General features: G+C 46.8%; 9 protein-coding genes. All 9 read left to right on the forward strand.

Translation table 11 applies throughout. From position 1 onward, the window contains the following. Positions 1-218: 218 nt before the first annotated feature. The 9 genes from V8Z93_RS04785 (at position 219) to V8Z93_RS04825 (ending at position 17813) form a co-directional block, all read left to right on the forward strand. A complete protein-coding gene (locus tag V8Z93_RS04785; protein ID WP_439432542.1) occupies positions 219-3317 on the forward strand; it encodes a SusC/RagA family TonB-linked outer membrane protein in 3099 nt (1032 codons plus the stop codon). Between the two features lie 13 nt (positions 3318-3330). Beyond that, positions 3331-5241, forward strand: coding sequence for a RagB/SusD family nutrient uptake outer membrane protein (locus V8Z93_RS04790; protein ID WP_439432543.1), 1911 nt, complete (start codon positions 3331-3333; stop codon positions 5239-5241). Positions 5242-5290: 49 nt separating this feature from the next. Next, positions 5291-8140 (forward strand): SusC/RagA family TonB-linked outer membrane protein, encoded by a 2850-nt coding sequence (locus tag V8Z93_RS04795; RefSeq protein ID WP_439432544.1) that lies wholly within the window; start codon positions 5291-5293, stop codon positions 8138-8140. 51 nt (positions 8141-8191) lie between these two features. Then, the gene (locus tag V8Z93_RS04800) at positions 8192-10003 is read left to right on the forward strand and encodes a RagB/SusD family nutrient uptake outer membrane protein (protein WP_439432545.1); all 1812 of its coding nucleotides are present in this window, start codon (positions 8192-8194) and stop codon (positions 10001-10003) included. 23 nt (positions 10004-10026) lie between these two features. Then, positions 10027-10980: a DUF5627 domain-containing protein gene (locus V8Z93_RS04805; protein WP_439432546.1), complete on the forward strand. Its 954-nt coding sequence runs from the start codon at positions 10027-10029 to the stop codon at positions 10978-10980. A gap of 27 nt (positions 10981-11007) precedes the next feature. Next, entirely contained in the window at positions 11008-12669 is a 1662-nt protein-coding gene (locus V8Z93_RS04810) for an endo-1,4-beta-xylanase (RefSeq protein WP_439432547.1), read from the forward strand. Then, positions 12663-15254 (forward strand): glycoside hydrolase family 98 domain-containing protein, encoded by a 2592-nt coding sequence (locus tag V8Z93_RS04815; RefSeq protein ID WP_439432548.1) that lies wholly within the window; start codon positions 12663-12665, stop codon positions 15252-15254. Before V8Z93_RS04810 ends, V8Z93_RS04815 begins: the two co-directional genes overlap by 7 nt. Positions 15255-15289: 35 nt before the next feature. Then, complete coding sequence (locus tag V8Z93_RS04820; RefSeq protein ID WP_439432549.1) at positions 15290-16033, forward strand: hypothetical protein; 744 nt, start codon at positions 15290-15292, stop codon at positions 16031-16033. A 166-nt stretch (positions 16034-16199) separates the two neighbouring features. Beyond that, a complete protein-coding gene (locus tag V8Z93_RS04825; protein WP_439432550.1) occupies positions 16200-17813 on the forward strand; it encodes an alpha/beta hydrolase family esterase in 1614 nt (537 codons plus the stop codon). The last annotated feature ends 427 nt before the right edge of the window (positions 17814-18240 follow it).

Here is an 18240-nt window from a genome sequence, read left to right on the forward strand (position 1 = left end):
TATGCGCCATTTTTTTGTGATGTTATATTACTTTTTCTTCTTTATCATAAAGTGCAGGAAATGTGATAGTTGCGGTGTGTTGTAACAAGAGTGAAAACATTTGGAACATCAAGAAAACACGTTCTCATGACAGTTTTCTACCTTTGCAGCCGTGTTCTTTAACCAAGAAGTAATAACACCTAGAAACAAAGGAACAAACTTAATTAAAATGATACAACATGATTGAACAAGTGTTTACATTTAAACGGACAGCAGCTCTATGCCTCGTGGGAGCCTTCTGCAGCTTGAACGCACAAGCCCAGAAGATTACCGTGAAGGGTAGTATTGTTGACGGCACAGGAGAGCCTCTGATTGGTGCTACTGTGAAAGTGAAGGGAAATGCAACTACGGGTGTCATTTCGGATATGGATGGAAATTTCCAGATTTCTGTGCCTTCAGAAAATTCATCCCTTGTCATTACCTACATCGGTATGGATTCGCAGACTGTTAAAGTAGGTAAGAAAAGACAGTTTAAGATTACCTTGACCGATGACAATACCTTGGGCGAGGTAGTAGTGGTTGGTTATGGTCAGCAGAAGAAAGCCTCTGTAGTCGGTTCTATTGCCCAGACAGATGCGAAAACCTTGAATCGTCATGCCGGAGTTTCATCTTTGGGTCAGGCACTGACGGGTAATCTTCCTGGTGTCGTTACCTTTTCTTCTACAGGTATGCCAGGTGAGGAAGATCCTAAGATCGTAATCCGTACCCAGACTTCTATCAACGGTTCCAACGACCCTCTCGTTCTCGTGGATGGTGTGGAGCGTGCCATGAACACCGTTGACCTTTCTTCAGTAGAGAGCATCTCCGTATTGAAGGATGCTTCTGCCACTGCCGTTTATGGTGTGAAGGGTGGTAATGGTGTCATCCTCATTACTACCAAGCGTGGTAAGGAAGGTAAGGCTGCCGTACACGTGAAGGCGAATGCTACCATGAAGGTGGTTTCCAAGTTGCCAGAGAAGTATGATTCTTATGATACTTTCCGACTTCTGAACAGAGTGGTAGAGCGCGAGCTGAACATCAACAACGAAAGTTCCTGGGGTTCTTACAAGCCAATGGCTATTATTGACAAGTATCGTAACCCTGCCAATGCTGAAGAATGGGACCGCTATCCTAACGTAGACTGGCAGAAGGAACTGTTCAACAACACAGCCATGTCTTACAATGCCAGCGTGGATGTTTCGGGAGGTACCAAACTCGTGAAGTATTTTGCAGCAGTAGACTTTGCTCATGAGGGTGATTTGTTCAAGGACTTCACCAGCGGTCGTGGCTATCAGGCTGGTTTCGGCTATAACCGTATTAACATGCGTGCCAACCTGGACTTCAACCTGACCAAGACCACTCAGTTCTCTACCAACCTTTTCGGTAGTAACGGTGTTCGTCATTTCCCTTGGGATAAGGCGAGCGATTCCAGTGCTTATTGGGCTTCTGTCTATCATGCAGCTCCAGATGCGATGCGTCCTATTTATTCAGACGGTACTTATGGATTTTATGGTCCACGTAAGGCCGACTGTCCTAACTCTGTGATGAGCCTTGCCCGAAGCGGTGTGGAGAATCGTACCAATACACAGATTACCACCGACTTTATTCTTACCCAGAAACTCGATTTCCTGACCAAGGGTCTGAAGTTTGTTGCCAAGGTTTCTCTTGACAATACAATGGTAGAGGAGAAGCGTGGTATCAGCGACCAATATATGGATCCGCAGATGAAGTGGATTAACCCTGATGATGGCTCAGTTTCCTATGACCAGAGCGAGGATTACCATGAGTCTGTGGCATGGACCGTCAATGGTGGTAAGGTAAATACGGGTGCTACTTATCGCCGTCTCTACTATCTGGCTCAGCTCGACTGGAACCGCAAGTTCGGCAATCATGAAGTGGGTGCAATGGGTGTATTCAACCGCAACGAATATGCCAGCGGTTCTTCTTTCAGACATTACCGTGAAGACTGGGTGTTCCGTGCCACATACAACTATGCGATGCGCTACATGCTCGAGTTGAACGGATGCTACAACGGTTCTGAGAAGTTTGGTCCCGACTATCGCTTCAAGTTCTTCCCATCTGCTTCTCTCGGCTGGACTATCACCGAGGAGCCATTCATGAAGAACATCAAGAAATATGTAGATATGTTTAAGGTGCGTGCATCCTGGGGTCGCATCGGTGATGATTCTACCGGAGGTTCTTATCTCTATTCCGACCAGTATTCCTATGGTGGTAAGACCTATCTGGGTGGTGATAACACTTATGATTCACCTTATACTATATATCGCCTTACCCGCATCGGAAACCCTAACGTGCGTTGGGAGACATCTGAGAAGCGCAACCTGGGTTTCGACTTCGGATTCCTGGGCGGATTGCTTACCGGTTCGCTGGATGTGTTTAACGACAAGCGTACCGATGTACTCTTAACCAACCGTTCCATCCCTTCTTACTATGGTATGAACTATACGGTTGCCAATGTGGGTTCGGTGGATGCCAAGGGTTACGAGTTGAGCCTGAAGGTGAACAAGGCATGGAACAAGAATCTGCGTACATGGGCAAACTTCAATATGACCCATGCTACCAACGAGATTAAGTTTGCCGATGATCCAAAGCTTCAGGCAAGTTATCTGAACAAGGCGGGTTATGCCATCGGCCAGAACCACAGTTACATTGATCATGGTTTTATCCGCAACTGGGATGATCTCTTTGCCGTACCTACCTGGGGTAGCCATGATTCTGAGAAATATACGGGTGATGCCATTATTTCAGACTTCAATGCTGACGGTCAGATTACATCAGATGACAAGGCACCTTATCAGTACACCTCTATTCCTGAGAATACCTTCAGTACAACCTTGGGAGCAGAGTGGAAGGGTCTGAGTGTAACGGTACAGTTCTATGGTGTAACCAATGTTACCCGCGAGGTGAACTTCCCAACCTTTGAGCGTGAAACCCACATTGCCTTCAAGGAGGGTTCTTACTTTTCTGCAGCCAATCCGAGTGGCGAGTTGTCTTTGCCACGTTGGACCACAGTGGCAGATGAGGGAAATGCCGGTACCCGTTACTTCTATGACGGTGCTTTCCTGCGCCTGAAGAATGCCGAGATAGCTTATACCTTCAGGGGTGCTTGGGTGAAGCAAATGCACTTGAATTCACTCCGTGTATATCTGAATGGTGACAACCTGCTGCTCTGGACCAACATGCCAGATGACCGCGAAAACAACTTTAGCGGCAATGCTTCTGTAGGTGCTTACCCAACAGTACGCAGATTTAACTTAGGTTTCGACCTGACATTTTAAATGAATCGTAAATATGAAAAAGTTTAATAAAATATATACATTGCTGTTTGCGGCAGCCCTGTCTCTCTCTTCAGTATCATGTACTGATTACCTTGACAAGGCACCGGGCAGTGATATTGCCCCAACGGAGCCATATAAGAATTATACCAACTTTCAGGGTTTCTTGGAGCAGTGCTACAATGACATCCCTGGTCTTGCCTCAACATCCTGGTATCATGGCTGCTGGAACTATGGTGAGGATGAATACTGGCAACCATCAGAGACCCGTATACTCACTACTGCCATCGACCAGGGAAACTATTGGGCATGGGACGAGGTGCAGTATTCCCCATTCCATTCGGGCATCGACCTGAACGCCGGTAATGATGTGAACCGCGATTCCAAGGGCCGCCTCTGGGGTATGTGCTGGCAGGGAATCTATGTCACCAACCTGGGCTTGGAAAATCTGGGCAACCTGGTAGATGCTACCCAGGAAGAGAAGAACCTGATTGCAGGTCAGCTCTATTTCTTCCGTGCATTCTTCCATTTCCAGATTATGCAGTATTGGGGCGGTATTCCATATATCGACTTCCTGATTCCATCTGATGCCGTGTTCAACTATCCGCGCCTCACCTATCAGGCATGTGCCGACAAGGCAGCCGAAGACTTCAAGAAGGCTGTTGAGCTGCTGCCTGTAGATTGGGATAAGACTACCGTGGGTAAGCAGACAGTGGGCAAGAACAAGTTCCGTCCTAACAAGATAGCTGCTCTCTGCTTCCTGGGTAAGAATTATCTGTGGGCAGGTTCGCCGCTGATGAATGAAGTAAGTAAGGAGAATCCTGACTTTAAGAATGTTAACGGATATAATAAGGAGTATTGCCAGAAGGCTGCTGAGGCATTCGGTGAGGCTTTGAAGATCAATAAGGAAACAGGACTTTACCAGTTGTCTTCTTATGATAATTACATGAACATCTTCTATACCTATGATCAGGGAACCAAGATTCCTGGTGAGAAGGAGGCTATCTTCTACGAGAATTCAAGTAACAATAACTGGGTTTGGAATCAAGTGACAGACTACCGTCCTACCAGCCTTATTGCAGGTGGTATCAAGGTTTATCCTACAGCCAACTATGTGGATTACTTCGGTATGGCAAATGGTAAGCCTATCAAGGACATCACGAAGAAGGATGCCGACAGCGGCTATGATCCGGAATATCCGTTCAAGAACCGTGACCCTCGCTTCTACGATCTCTTCATCTATGATGGTGTGAAGTGTGTTAAGAGTGCAGGACAAGATGCAGATGTGCAGTATGCTTCTCTTTATACGGGAGGAAAGTATCGTAAGGCAACACCTTCCAAGGACTGCTTTACGGGATATTGCCTGAAGAAGTTCTGTGATCCATATCGTAATCGATTTGATGACGGTGGTGAGCGTTCTAAGATGATACGTGTGCTCTTGAGTATGATTCGTCTGGCAGATGTTTATCTGATGTATTCCGAGTCGGTGGCTCAGGGTTATGGTTACAAGGAATCAAGCAAGGCATTCAAGCTGAGTGCCGTGGATGCCGTGAACATCGTCCGCAACCGTGCGCATGTGGATAATATTGCTGATGAGTATCTTACCAATCTGGATGGCTTCATGAGCGAGCTTCGCCGTGAGCGTGCCGTAGAGTTGGCGTTCGAGGGACACCGTTTCACCGACCTTCGCCGCTGGCTCCTGATAGACAAGGCACCTTACACCCAGAAGATGGCTGTTTACTTCGACCGTGCAGCCGACCAGAAGGATGTTGACCGCTACGACGATCCAAAGAAAAATCACGTGCTCAACCTGAAGGAGGAGCCATTGATTACCCGTAAGTTTACTTCAAAGCATTACTGGTTCCCATTCCTGAGAAAGGATGTCAAGATGTATCCTGAGTTCTCTCAGAACCCTGGTTGGGAATAATTAAACAATTCGAGAATTTATTATGAAACATAATATATTTAATAAGAGAATGTCATTGGCGCTAGCTTCCATGCTAGTCGCCAGTGGTGTGGCAAGCGCCCAGGAAATGGCTGACACTACCAAGGTAAACGTGGCTTTCGGTCAGGTTTCCAAGGCCGACCTGATGGGCGGTGTCAGCGAGGTGAATGTCGAAGAGCTGCTGAAAAAGGACTACAGCGCCAATGCACTCAATGATCTTCAGTCGCTCATCAGTGGTTATAACGGAAATGTTTGGGGACAGGGTGCACTTGTTCTCGTAGATGGAGCTCCCCGTGAGGCCAGCACCGTCAATGCCACCGAGGTGGAGAAGGTTACCGTGCTCAAGGGCGCTTCTGCCGTAGTACTCTATGGTGCCAAGGCTGCCAAGGGCGTAATCCTCATCACTACCAAGCGTGGTAAGGTGCAGCCATTGCGCATCGCAGCCACCGTCAATACGGGCATCTATACACCTAAGGCTTATCCTGAATATCTGGGTGCGGCTGAGTATATGTCGCTCTATAACGAGGCGATGACCAATGATGACCCTACACAGCCGCTGAAATACTCAAAGGAGCAGATTTACAATACGGCAGCAGGTACCAATCCTTACCGCTATCCTGATATGGATTTCTACAGCAGCGACTACCTGCGCAAGTTCAACAACCGTACGGATGCTACGATGGAGGTGAAGGGCGGTAGCCAATTTGCCAGATACTATGCCAACCTGGGCATGACCTACAACAACAGCCTGGTGAAGTTTGGCGAGCACAAGAAGGACAAGGATTACTCCTTCCGTGTGCGTTCTAACATTGATGCTACCATCACCGACTGGCTGGGGGCTTATGTAAATGTAGGCATCAACATCTCGGACAACTATCGTGGACGTCCTGAGGACTACTGGTCAACAGCTACCAGCGTTCGTCCTAACTGGTATTCCGGCCTGTTGCCAATCTCCATGATGGATGCCAACAATTCAGCCTTGCAGCAGATGATAGCAGGCTCAAAATTCCACGTGCTTGATGGCCAGTATCTGCTGGGTGGAAACAATGATAACCAGTCTACTTTCTTTGGTGATGCGCTTGCTGCCGGCTACGTGAAGAATCACTCCCGCACCTTCACCTTTGATGTGGGTGTAAAGGCCGACTTCGACCAGTGGGTCAAGGGATTGAGCTTCGAGACAGCTTTCAGTATCGACTACTGGAACAACTACTCTGAGGCTTACAAGCTCGACTATGCCGTTTACGAGCCTACCTGGGCAAATGTGAACGGACAGGACATGATTATCGACCTGAAGAAATATGGTAAGGAATCAAGCAGTACGAGCGAGTATATCGGTGCATCCAAATATTACCAGAACACCACCTTCCGTGCTCAGTTTGACTATAAGAACACCTTTGGCGGAGTTCACAACGTAAATGCCACTTTGGCTGGCTGGGGTTACTCCAAGTCGAATTCCGTGGACGAGAATCATGAGAGTTCATCTGGTGTAAAGGGTTCTTCTTACCACCGCACCACCAATGCCAACCTTGCCCTTCGAGCAGCCTACAATTATGCTCAGAAGTACTACGCAGAGTTTGGCGGTGCTCTGGTTCACGCATCCAAGTTGGCTGAGGGTCATCGCAACGCTCTTTCTCCATCAGGAACATTGGGCTGGAGAATCGGTCAGGAGAAATGGTTCAAGAATGCACTTCCTTGCTTCGACGATCTGAAGCTGAACGCTTCTTACTCTGTGCTCAATCAGGACATAGATATCTCAGATTATTATCTCTACCAGGGATACTATGATGTGAAGGGTGGCTGGTACACCTGGAACGAAGGTGGTGGAAACGGAACTTATTCCACACTTTCTAAGCGTGGTAGCAACTACGGTCTTGATTTCGTGAAGCGTAAGGAATGGAGAGCAGGTCTGGAGGGTTCACTCCTCAACGGAACCATTAGCTTCGACATGAACTATTTCCATCAGCTCACTTCGGGCTTGCTTACTTCGGGAACTGCTACCATCTATCCTTCATGGATGAACAGTGACGGGTCTTTCATCACCTCCCTGAACTACAACGAGGATTTGCGACAGGGCTTCGACTTCGCCGTAAACTTCAAGAAGAACATCGGCAAGGTGAAGGCACAGCTCGGACTCACAGGTATGGTGTTCGACTCAAAGGCTAACAAGCGTGAGGAGAAGAACGAATATAGCTATATGAACGCACAGGGTCAGGCTCTTGACGTGATTCGCGGTTATGTCTGCGAAGGCTTCTTCACTCAGGAAGATGTGGACCACATGAAGGCAAACCTCGAAAAGACAGATCCTAACTTCGTGCCAAACCATACCTTCGGTGAAATCAAGGCTGGTGACCTGAAGTACAAGGACATCAACGGCGACGGCAAGATTGACAGCAACGACCAGCAGGTGATGGGTAAGTATGGATGGAGTGCAACTCCTTTCTTCTATGGTGTAAACATCACCTTGAACTGGAAGCAGTTTACCCTCTTCATCGCCGGTACCGGTCAGATGGGTGCCAAGGCTTTCAAGAGCAACGACTGGATTTACAACCAGAAGAAATATACCTCTGTGGTTCGTGGACGCTGGACACCTGAGACAGCCGCTACCGCTACCTATCCACGTTTGACAGCCAAGGACAATACCAACAACTTCCGCAACTCAAACTTCTGGATTTACAGCACAGACCGCTTCAACCTCAACAAGGTGCAGCTGACCTATGATATGCCAAAAGAGTGGTTTGAGAACAAGGTAGTGAAGGGTATGAGTGTTTACGTATTGGGCGAGAGCCTTCTCACCATCAGCAAGAACCGCAAGTATATGGAGACCAGCTATGGTTCACCACAGTGCCGTTTCTACAACCTGGGCTTGAAGATGATGTTCTAAAGGCTGATGAAATCATATCTTAGATATTGAAAAATTAGACAATAAAGAATTATGAAATTAAGAAATATATTCATGATATTGGCTTCTGCGGCATTGTTGACAGCATGTGATGATGTCTTTACTCCTGCTGCAGAAAACATGAAGGACATCAACGAGATGGAGAATGATCCTATCATGGCCAAGGGCTTCGTGCTCACCGCTTACCGTAACTTGCCAAACTACGAGGTGGGCACAGGTACGGATGTTGCGACGGATGATGCCGTGACGAATGAGAAGGGAGCCAACTGGTCTAAGTATGCCACAGGCTCATGGACCGTTCAGAGTTGGGATCCTACAGGCCGCTGGAACAACGACTTGTCTTCCATGCAGTATTTGTATATCTTCCTGAACTCAAACATTTCGAACATCGGGTTCCTGAAGAAAGCCAATGAGAACAAGCTGATGCAGCGACGCCTTACAGGTGAGGCCTACGGACTTCTGGCTACCCATGCCTATTATCTGCTTCGTGCCCATGCAGGATTTGACAATGAAGGAAAGTTGCTCGGCACACAGCTCTTTGACGGATATGTAGGAACGGATGCTGATTTCAACCAGCCTCGCAAGACATTCCAGGAGCATGTGGATTTCATTCTGGAGAACATCGAGAAGGCTGACAAGCTGCTGCCTATGGATTATGAGCCAGTGACAAGCGACGACAAGGTGCCAGCCAAGTATGATGACATCCTGAATGTGCCTGAGGTGACTTCGGTTAAGGATGGCAAGATGGGTATTTATAATAAGGTGATGGGCGAGAATGCACGCCAGTTGATCAACGGACTGATTCTGCGTGCCATCAAGGCTCGTACCCTGCTGCTCGCTGCAAGTCCTGCCTTTCAGGATCCTGCCCAGAACAATGTAACCTGGGCACAGGCTGCAGATGCAGCTGCCGAGGTGGTTGACTATGTAGGCGGTCCATCAGGTTTGCCTTCTACAGGACTCACCTACTACGACAACGATGCAGAGATGAGTGCCTTGCAGAATGGTTCCAATCCTCCTGAAATCATCTGGCGTGGTTCCAAGCAGACAGACGAAATCAATGATGAGAAGAACAATTTCCCTCCATCACTCTACGGAAGCGGCAGAACCAATCCTACCCAGAATCTGGTAGATGCCTTCCCAGATGCCAAGGGTTATCCTATCACCGATTCACGCAGTGAATATGATAAGAATAATCCATACGCCAACCGTGACCCTCGTCTGGCTAAATACATTATTTATAATGGAGCAACAGCGGGAGTTGATAACAAGGTAATCAAGACTGGTAGTTCTTCGGGCGATGACGGTATCGGTCGTCGTGATGCTTCTACCCGCACCGGTTACTATATGAAGAAGATGTTGCGCATGACAGCCAACTGTAATCCTAGCAACACATCCAAGGTAACCAAGTATAGCTGCAAGGCCCGTTTCACAGAGTTCTTCCTCGACTATGCTGAGGCAGCCAATGAGGCTTGGGGTCCTAAGAACCCTGGCACACATGCTTACTCAGCATACGATGTGATCAAGGCAATCCGCCACCGTGCAGGCTTGACAGATGATACTTATCTCGACGAGTGTGCCGGCGACAAGGCTAAGATGCGTGAGCTGATTCGCAACGAGCGCCGCCTGGAGCTTTGCTTCGAGGGATTCCGCTTCTGGGATTTGCGCCGCTGGAACCAGTTGGACAAGCTTACTTCTGTACAGGGCATCGATTGGAACAACGATACGTTTACCATCTTGCCAAATGTAGAAGAGCGCCATTTCGATAGCTATATGAACTATGGTTATATTCCATATTCAGAAGCATTGAAGTACTCTAATCTCCATCAGAACAAGGGATGGAAATAAACCAGTTAAAAATGATAATGAAAATGAAAAGTTTTAAGTTATTAAATACAATAGGCATTGCTGCCATGACTTTGTTGATGACCGCTTCCTGCGAGAGCGGTAACAAGGAATTTGGATATGACGGAGAAACTGCTGTCTATTTTGCCAATGCTGGTTATGTGCGCACCGTGGAGTTGGGTGAGGATCAGGAAGCTGACCTTACCGACGATAACAACCACATCATCAACATCAAGGCCTATTGTGCCGGTGGTTATGGCAACAATAATAACGTTACCGTGGATTATATATCTGATGCCAGTCTTTGTGATGGCTATAAAATCAATGGCGCTGCCATCCAGGTGATGCCATCCAATTACTATCATATAGAGAACCCTAACCAGTTTGTCATTGCCAAGGGACAGCAGTTGGGAGGCGTAAGAGTGAAGCTTACTGATGCGTTCTTCAACGATGACAAGAGCTATGAGCAGGGCTACGTAATTCCTGTGAAGCTGACCAAGGCTCAGGGAGTTGACAAGGTGCTGGAGTCGAAGAATACTACATTCTGCCTTGTGAAGTTCGTCAATCCTTGGACTGCCACTTATCTTCGCAAGGGTAAGGATGTGAGCAACGGCAAGGAATCTCACCGTGCTTATCCATATATAGAGAAGGCTGAGGTAATCAAAGTGGTGACCAAAGGCTTGTATAAGGCACAGATGACTGTGGAAGTGAAGGATGCAAGTGGCAAAAACCATCAGGTGAACGTGCTGATGACCTTCAACGGTGATGACTGCACCATCTCTTCCGGTAGTGACGGAGTTCAGGTTTCGGGTAGTGGTAAGTTTGTCAAGAAAGACCAGCTTATGGGCGAGTTTAAGCGCAACACACTCTATTTGAACTACAACATCAAGAGCGATGCCTTGGGTACGGTTGAAACCACAGATACCATGGTGGTCCGCAATCGTGGTATTGGATTCCCGACTTTCACTCCTGAGAAGTAAGAACATTTTTAATTTGATATCAGAATTATGAAAAAAATACATAATATCCTCTTGGCCAGTGCAGCAGCTTCCATGCTGCTCACTGGTTGTGTGGAGGACTTCGATACAAGCTACCCTGCCGGCGATAAGCCTGAGAGCGTAGTGATGGACGACCTTACCAGAGGTTATGAAGTTCTGAAGAACTATACGGGCATGAAGCTGGCTGCCAATATGACAGTTGCCGATTTGGAAGCCTCTAGCACTACCTTCTCAACGGTGTTGGAAAACTTCAATGCGGTGAACATCACTGATGGATTTAAGCATTCGGCAGTGGTGGCTGATGATGGAACCGTCAATGCCTCAAAGAACAAAGATATTGTACAGAAGGCTATTGGAGCCGGACTTATACCATGTGGTTCTCTTTTTGCACCTAATGCCTGGAACATGAATGTGATGAAAGAGGCAACTAAGGATACTTGGGTAGAAGGTGAAAATGTGGATTTGCACCAGATGTATGATTTCGAAAGCAGTGCCATTGGTGATGTCTTCGGAACTGACAAGGATTCCAAAGTGGCAAAGGATCCGACAGGAAAAAACGGAAAGTCGCTCTTCAACAAGAAGGGTGCCAAGTTCATCGAGTTCCCAGTGAATCTACCAGAGGGAGCTTCGCTGTCTACTATCAAGACCATCTCCTTTGATTATTATTCTTCAAATGTCAAGAAGAATGTGGTTATCAGAGTAAAGGTGGGTGACAAAGCCAAGGAACTGAGAAACTTCGGTGTTCCTACCAAGGCTAAGACTTGGGAAACATTCGTGGTGGATTTGTCAAAGGTTGACTTTACTGAAGCCTTTGATGCAGATGATATGAAATCTTCCGATATTTCTCTGGTAATTGGTCAGGGAGCTGTACCTCAGCAGGTTTATGTTGACAATATTGATGTTTATGCTCCATATCAGAAGCCGGGATATTATAAACCTCGTCCAGTAGAAGAGAAGGCTGCTGATGTAAAGAAGGCTATGTTTGCTTATGTTGATTCCGTTATGCAGAACTATGGAGACAAGGTGCAGGCATGGAATGTGGCTTCCAACCTGATAGAAGATCTCTTCTATACCTTGAAGTCTTCAGAGAACATGGTAGCTGATGGTGAGTTCTATCCTAACGACTACATGGATGAAAACTGGGTGGCTGATGTATGCAAGGAAATCCATTCAAAGAAGGCAGATGCCAAGCTGTTCTACAGTGAGGAAAACTTGCTGACGGATGCTGAGAAGACCGAGGCAGCCATTAACTACATCAAGCAGTGGAATGAGGCTGGTGCTAAGATTGAAGGCATCGACGTGAAGCTCGACGTGCCATACAACGGCAGTTCTTTGGCAGAAACCAAGGAGAAAATCGACAAGCTTCTTGCTACGCTGTCTGCCGCAGGCTTGCAGGTACGTCTTTCAGACATGAACGTTTATCTGGCTGATGCCAGCGGAACAGTAGCCGATCAGAGCAAGGCTACATTCGAGGATTACAAGGGAATGGCTGAACTCTATGCCTATATTCTGAACAAGGCACAGGATGTATTGGGCGACAAGCTCTATGGTGTATCCTTCTCTACTATCAATCAGGGCACTACGGGTGTAGGATTGTGGAATAATTTCAATCGCCTTCCTACTTACGTGGGTGTGGTTAATGGACTTCAGAAAACAGAAATAAAATGGTAAGAAGATTATTCATATTTATTTTCGGGATGCTGACATTCGCAGTGGCGCAGGCTCATGACGGGCCTGCCCTGCGAAGAGTTATCTCGCCATCCCAGCCGATGTGGATTATCCACATTGATACCTGGAATAATCCTGACCCACAGCGCATCATCGATATGGTGCCAGAGGACATCAAGCCATACGTAGTGTTCAACCTTTCGCTCTCTGCCACCGAGGCTACCTGTCCTGATGGCGAGAAGGTATGCGACTCCTGGATGAAGGTATGCGCCGAGAACCGTGTCTGGACCATGATTCAGTGTGCCAGTGGTGCTTGCAGTACCTTCGCCGATGACGACATGGAAATCTACGAGCGATACTTCAAGCAATATCCTAACTTTTTGGGTTGGAATTTCGCTGAGCAGTTCTGGGGATTTGGAGAGACGCGCGAGCGTGAGAATGGAACGGTAACCAATCCTTCTTTCTTGACTCGTTTGGATCTCTTTACTAAGATTATGAAACTCTGTCATCAGTATGGTGGCTATTTGGTAGTGAGCTTCACCCAGTCTGTTTATTCTGCCAACATGATGCCTGTGGCTTACATGAAGCGTAATGCGGAGATGAACCGCCTCTTGACAGAAGACAAGGATCACTTCATCTGCTGCGAGAAGTACACCATGAAGAATGGTTTCTTCGATATTGAGAGCAACTGTCTGGGTGCTTATCTTGGTGGATATGCCGGACAGTATGGTATCCGTTTCGATGCCTGCGGATGGTTTGAGGAGACCACCAAGGTGGATGAAAATGGTAATGAGATTAAAGATTCTAACGGCAAAACTTTGTCTAATTACTTCAACGACTTCCCGAAGGCTTGTGGTGCCATTCCTATCTTGGAGCATGTGGCTTTGACTGGTGAGACTGTGATTGATGGTCCTGAGACCATTCCATTGGAGGATTCTCGTGAGATAGCAACCACAAAGACAGCTGATGGCTATACACATCGCAACTGGGGCTGGTTCCCTCACTTCAAGAACATCAACATTGATATGTTCCGCAAGATTCTTGATGGAACTATCCGTATTCCTAGCCGCAGTGAGGTGATAGAACGCACCAAAATCTGTGTGAAGAATGATGTAACTCCTAAAGATATTAACTCAAGTAAGAACGAGATGGAACCATACGTTTCTCCTCAGGGTTTGTATGATGGAGTTTATCGTAATGAGCAAGACTATGGTGGCACTCAGTGGAATGCTGAGAATGCTCCTCTCAACAACCGTTGGTGGTTGAAGAGCACGGGTCGCTATCCAGCCATTCCTGTGGTTTACGACCTCTTGGATGATGAGGCTAAGAAACTAACCGTTGCCGTTACAGCCAAGGATTATGCCAGCAACAGCACTTGGAACAATGTAAATAGCAAGAAGGCTTATCTCAACAAGCTCTTCAAGCAGGAGTATACAGGTGATATCTATGCTGCTCGTCATGAGAATGCTTGGGTTTGCTACAATCCATATCAGTATGATGAGAAGCATGTGAACCTCGCAACTCCTTTGCATGGACAGACGTTCTATCGTGATTTCCCTGCTGCCAAGCGCAGTGCCAAGGGTACACTGAAACCTGCTTACAACACTTGCCGCCAGATTAAGATGAACCTGGCTCCTTATTCATTGGTATTTATGCGTGAGAACTCAGATAAGTTGAGCCTCTACATGCAAAACTATCGTTTGGAAGATGGCAAGCGCTATGCACAGGGAAATCCTGCTTTGGCTGATGATGCCAACCTCCCAGAGTATGCTCAGCAGGTGGATACCATCACCGTAGTGGGTGCCACGGCAGAACCAACCTTCTCTTGGAAGGATAATGCCAGCCACTCTGCAAGTACTGTTACCAGCGAATGGAAGAACTCTCAGTTCATCGTTTATGTGAAGCACAACGGTCCTTTGGAGTTGACCATCAATTGTAAGGGTACTTCTACATCGGGCAAGTTGAAGGATTCTGATGTTACCCCTTCTGTTATCGAGATGCCAGCTGTGCCTGAGGCATACGATGGAGAGATGCAGTATGAGTTTGAGAACTTCGACTACAAGAACGTAGCTGGTTGCTATGGCAACGCTTGGTACAACGGTTTCCGTGGATACTATGGTCAGGGCTGCCTGAACCTGGGTACCCAGAAGGGGGCTTCCGTTCGTGGCTACATTCCTGTTACCAAGCCAGGTAATTACAAGGTGGCTATCCGCTATCAGGCTTCCATGGGTGATGCTGTTATCAATGTTATCTGCGGCAATCAGACCAAGCAGGTTACACTGCCAAAGAATGCTTCTTCCAACAAGGAATGGTCGGAAGTGGAGTTTGACATGGACATCGCTGATGTCAAGGGAAATATGACGGTTAACTATGTGAGCGGAAAGAGAGCTGTGCTCGATTGCGTCCGCCTGAACTACAAGGGTGCCTTGACGGGTATCGCCGGTGTAACCACCGATGCCGACCTGATAGACCATGTAGAGTATTACGACTTGCAAGGTATGCGCCTCTCTGCTGCCAAGCAGGGCATCAATATCAAGAAAGTATATCTTCGTAGCGGCAAAACTTATACGGAGAAACTTTATAAATAACTATTTATTAATAACAATTTTAATTTTTTACAATTATGAACACAACAATTAAGAGTATGGCTATGGTAGCCGTAGCATTGTTTGCAGGTTTTGGTTCAGCTTCTGCACAGGAAGAGAGTGCAGATGAGGGTGTTGAATTGACTAAGGACATGTTCCACATTTGGGATGGTTTCACAAAGGATGCACAACCAACTGATGAGAAGGTTTATATGGGTTGGACTGTGGGTGCAGAGAATCCAAATGACCCAGGTTCTGTTATCGTAGGTACACCTACTGTGGATCCAAAGATCTATGCCGACTTGTCAGACTATCATTACATGGTAGTTTATGGTGAAGGTTCCATAAATGATAAGGGTGAAGTTGCCAAACCTCGTTTCATGTTCAACCGTACCGCTGAGAATGGTCAGCAGGCTGATGGTGGTATGATTTGCATCGAGAACAAAGCTTTTGATGAAAATACAGGTGCTATTGTTCTTGATTTGAAGAAAGATTTGGTTCGCACTGTTCCTGGCGAAGAACCTGCAGTTGATGAATATGCCCACTTGGTTACTATCAAGGCTTCATGGGGCGGTACTTGCCTTATTTCTACAATCATGCTTTACAATACCCTTCCAGAGGAGCTCGGAGGTGAAACTACTGGTATCCAGAATGTCAATGTAGCAAATGATGCAGTGGTTGCAACATTCAACGCTGCTGGTGCTAAGGTAGCAGCCAATGCCAAGGGCCTCGTTATCAAGAAGCTCCAGAGTGGTAAGGTAGTAAAGGTAATGAATAAGTAATGGCAGAATTTCTACTCCTTTTGTGTAACTAGGGAGTAGTCCCTAGTTCTGATGTTCGGCAAGGTATTTGTTGAATCCAGCAGATACTTTGCCGATTTTTTTATGTGTCATAACAACAGACTATTATAACAACAGATAATCGTATAACTGATAATTATAACTTAAAATGAAAAGAACAACTTTCTTGCTGTGCTTGCTCTTTGCCTTGTGCATGCAAGTGGTAGCTGCCGAGCATTCCTATACGCAGAAGGCAGTGAAGCAGACTGTAAAAGTGGGTACGTCTACACGAGAAATGTTGGTCTATGTACCAACCGACTTACCCGAGAAGGCTCCTATGGTCATCTCTTTGCATGGATTTAGCCAAAATCCTGATTATCAGATGGGGCAGACCCATTGGAACGAGGTGGCGGACACGGCTAAGATCTTGGTGGTTTATCCTCAGGGAAAAAATAATTCCTGGGACATCTCAGGCTCTGGCGATGTCAAGTTTATCGAAACCATCATGAAGACGATGCAGAAGAAATATAAGGTAGACAAGAATCGCATCTATATCTCTGGCTTCTCCATGGGCGGAATGATGACTTATCATTGTATGACCAAATTGGGAACTGTAGTTGCAGCCTTTGGTCCTGTGAGTGGTATCCCTGTCGATTATCGTGAGCCTGTGGCTCCACGCCATGTGCCTATTATGCACATCCATGGCACGGGAGATGATGTCGTGAAATGGGGCGGCGATCCAAACCATGCCGCTGGTGGCTATGGTAGGATTGACGATTATGTCAAGAAGTGGGCTGCTTATGAAGGTTGTGATGTGGATAATCCAGAGGTGATTCGCCCTTATCCTGCATCCATGAGTTATGCTGCCGCCACTCGTACTCGCTATATTAATAAGATGGATGGTACGGAGGTTACTCTCATCGCCATTGATGGTAAGGGACATTGGCATTCGGATGATCCTAATGCAGTCTATTCTACCCGCGAGCTTTGGAACTTCTTCAAGCAGTATAAGCTCGATCTTCCTGATAATGAAGATTCTAGCGAGGCTAAGGGTGAGGTGTTGTTCTCTGACAATTGGGAAGACGAGGTCATCAACGTAGGTGAAGGCGTGCCTGCTGGGTGGAAGCGCATCAATAGCATGAATGATGGAAGCCGCAGCGATGAGAAAGCGAACGGCGCTGCCAATACGGGTGGTGCTCGTATCAAGGATTTCGTGGCTGGTGGTGATTTCAATACAGGATTCTATCTCAGTGCTCGTGACTTTGACCAATGCAAGCTCTCTTATGGCTTGTATGATGGGCATCGTCTGCACTTGATTCCTGGCAAATACCAGCTTTCTTTCAACTCTTCTTATTGGAATGATGGTTCCGAGAATGGGGCAGTGACCTTTGATGCTGGCATTGCTGGCATAAGCGACAATAAGTCTGTCTTGTTGGAACAGAACTTGGATTCGGAAGGTAACTTGAAGGAGAATGCCAATCAGGTGGTGAAAGGTTCTCTGGCTCACTTCTTGAACTTTACTGTAGAAAAAGAAGGTGACTATGAACTTTATTTCACCATGTCTTCTGGTTGGGCTGCGGTTATTCTTGGCAATGTGAAGATTAAAAAGGCGGATACCAGTACTGGTATTACTGAGAACGCAATCAATGCTTTTGGAAATGGCCATAGCATGACCTACAATTTAGCGGGTCATCGCATCAGCGCTCAGACCAAGGGTATGGTTATCGAGCAGACACAGCTTGCCAATGGCAGAAAGGTTTCCAGAAAGGTTATCAAGAAATAATAAACAGAATTTTATCTATAAATATATATTTACTCAAGTTTCGCATGTAAGCTCCACACGCCCTGAAAGGGCAGAAGCCCCTAGCCCAGGGCATCGCCCTGGGTTATTATGGACGCAACCCTGTCGCCCTGTAAGGGCAAAAGCTTTAAAGAACCGGGCTATTTATAAGGCTTTTGCCCTTTCAGGGCGCCTTGCTGATTACCATTATCCCCAGGGCGATGCCCTGGGCTAGGAGCTTTTGGGCCTTCAGCCCGTTCTTGAACCACATGCGAAAGTTCAATAAATAAGATGACCTTGCGTTTTGCAAGGTCATCTTTTTGCGTTTTTTGGGTATCATAAACCTTTTCTCTTGTAACTTTTGAGCAAAAACACGGGTAAAGAATGCAAATTTTTGCTTTTTTTTCTTTTTTCTGAAAGAAAAAATATA

Source organism: Segatella copri, assembly GCF_051861805.1.
In the GTDB taxonomy this organism is placed as follows: Bacteria; Bacteroidota; Bacteroidia; order Bacteroidales; family Bacteroidaceae; genus Prevotella; species Prevotella copri_M.

Excerpts from the sequence above, each read along its gene's own strand:
- V8Z93_RS04785 (WP_439432542.1), top strand. The coding sequence starts at position 219 with ATGATTGAACAAGTGTTTACATTTAAACGGACAGCAGCTCTATGCCTC.
- V8Z93_RS04790 (WP_439432543.1), top strand. The coding sequence starts at position 3,331 with ATGAAAAAGTTTAATAAAATATATACATTGCTGTTTGCGGCAGCCCTG.
- V8Z93_RS04795 (WP_439432544.1), top strand. The coding sequence starts at position 5,291 with ATGTCATTGGCGCTAGCTTCCATGCTAGTCGCCAGTGGTGTGGCAAGC.
- V8Z93_RS04800 (WP_439432545.1), top strand. The coding sequence starts at position 8,192 with ATGAAATTAAGAAATATATTCATGATATTGGCTTCTGCGGCATTGTTG.
- V8Z93_RS04805 (WP_439432546.1), top strand. The coding sequence starts at position 10,027 with ATGAAAAGTTTTAAGTTATTAAATACAATAGGCATTGCTGCCATGACT.
- V8Z93_RS04810 (WP_439432547.1), top strand. The coding sequence starts at position 11,008 with ATGAAAAAAATACATAATATCCTCTTGGCCAGTGCAGCAGCTTCCATG.
- V8Z93_RS04815 (WP_439432548.1), top strand. The coding sequence starts at position 12,663 with ATGGTAAGAAGATTATTCATATTTATTTTCGGGATGCTGACATTCGCA.
- V8Z93_RS04820 (WP_439432549.1), top strand. The coding sequence starts at position 15,290 with ATGAACACAACAATTAAGAGTATGGCTATGGTAGCCGTAGCATTGTTT.
- V8Z93_RS04825 (WP_439432550.1), top strand. The coding sequence starts at position 16,200 with ATGAAAAGAACAACTTTCTTGCTGTGCTTGCTCTTTGCCTTGTGCATG.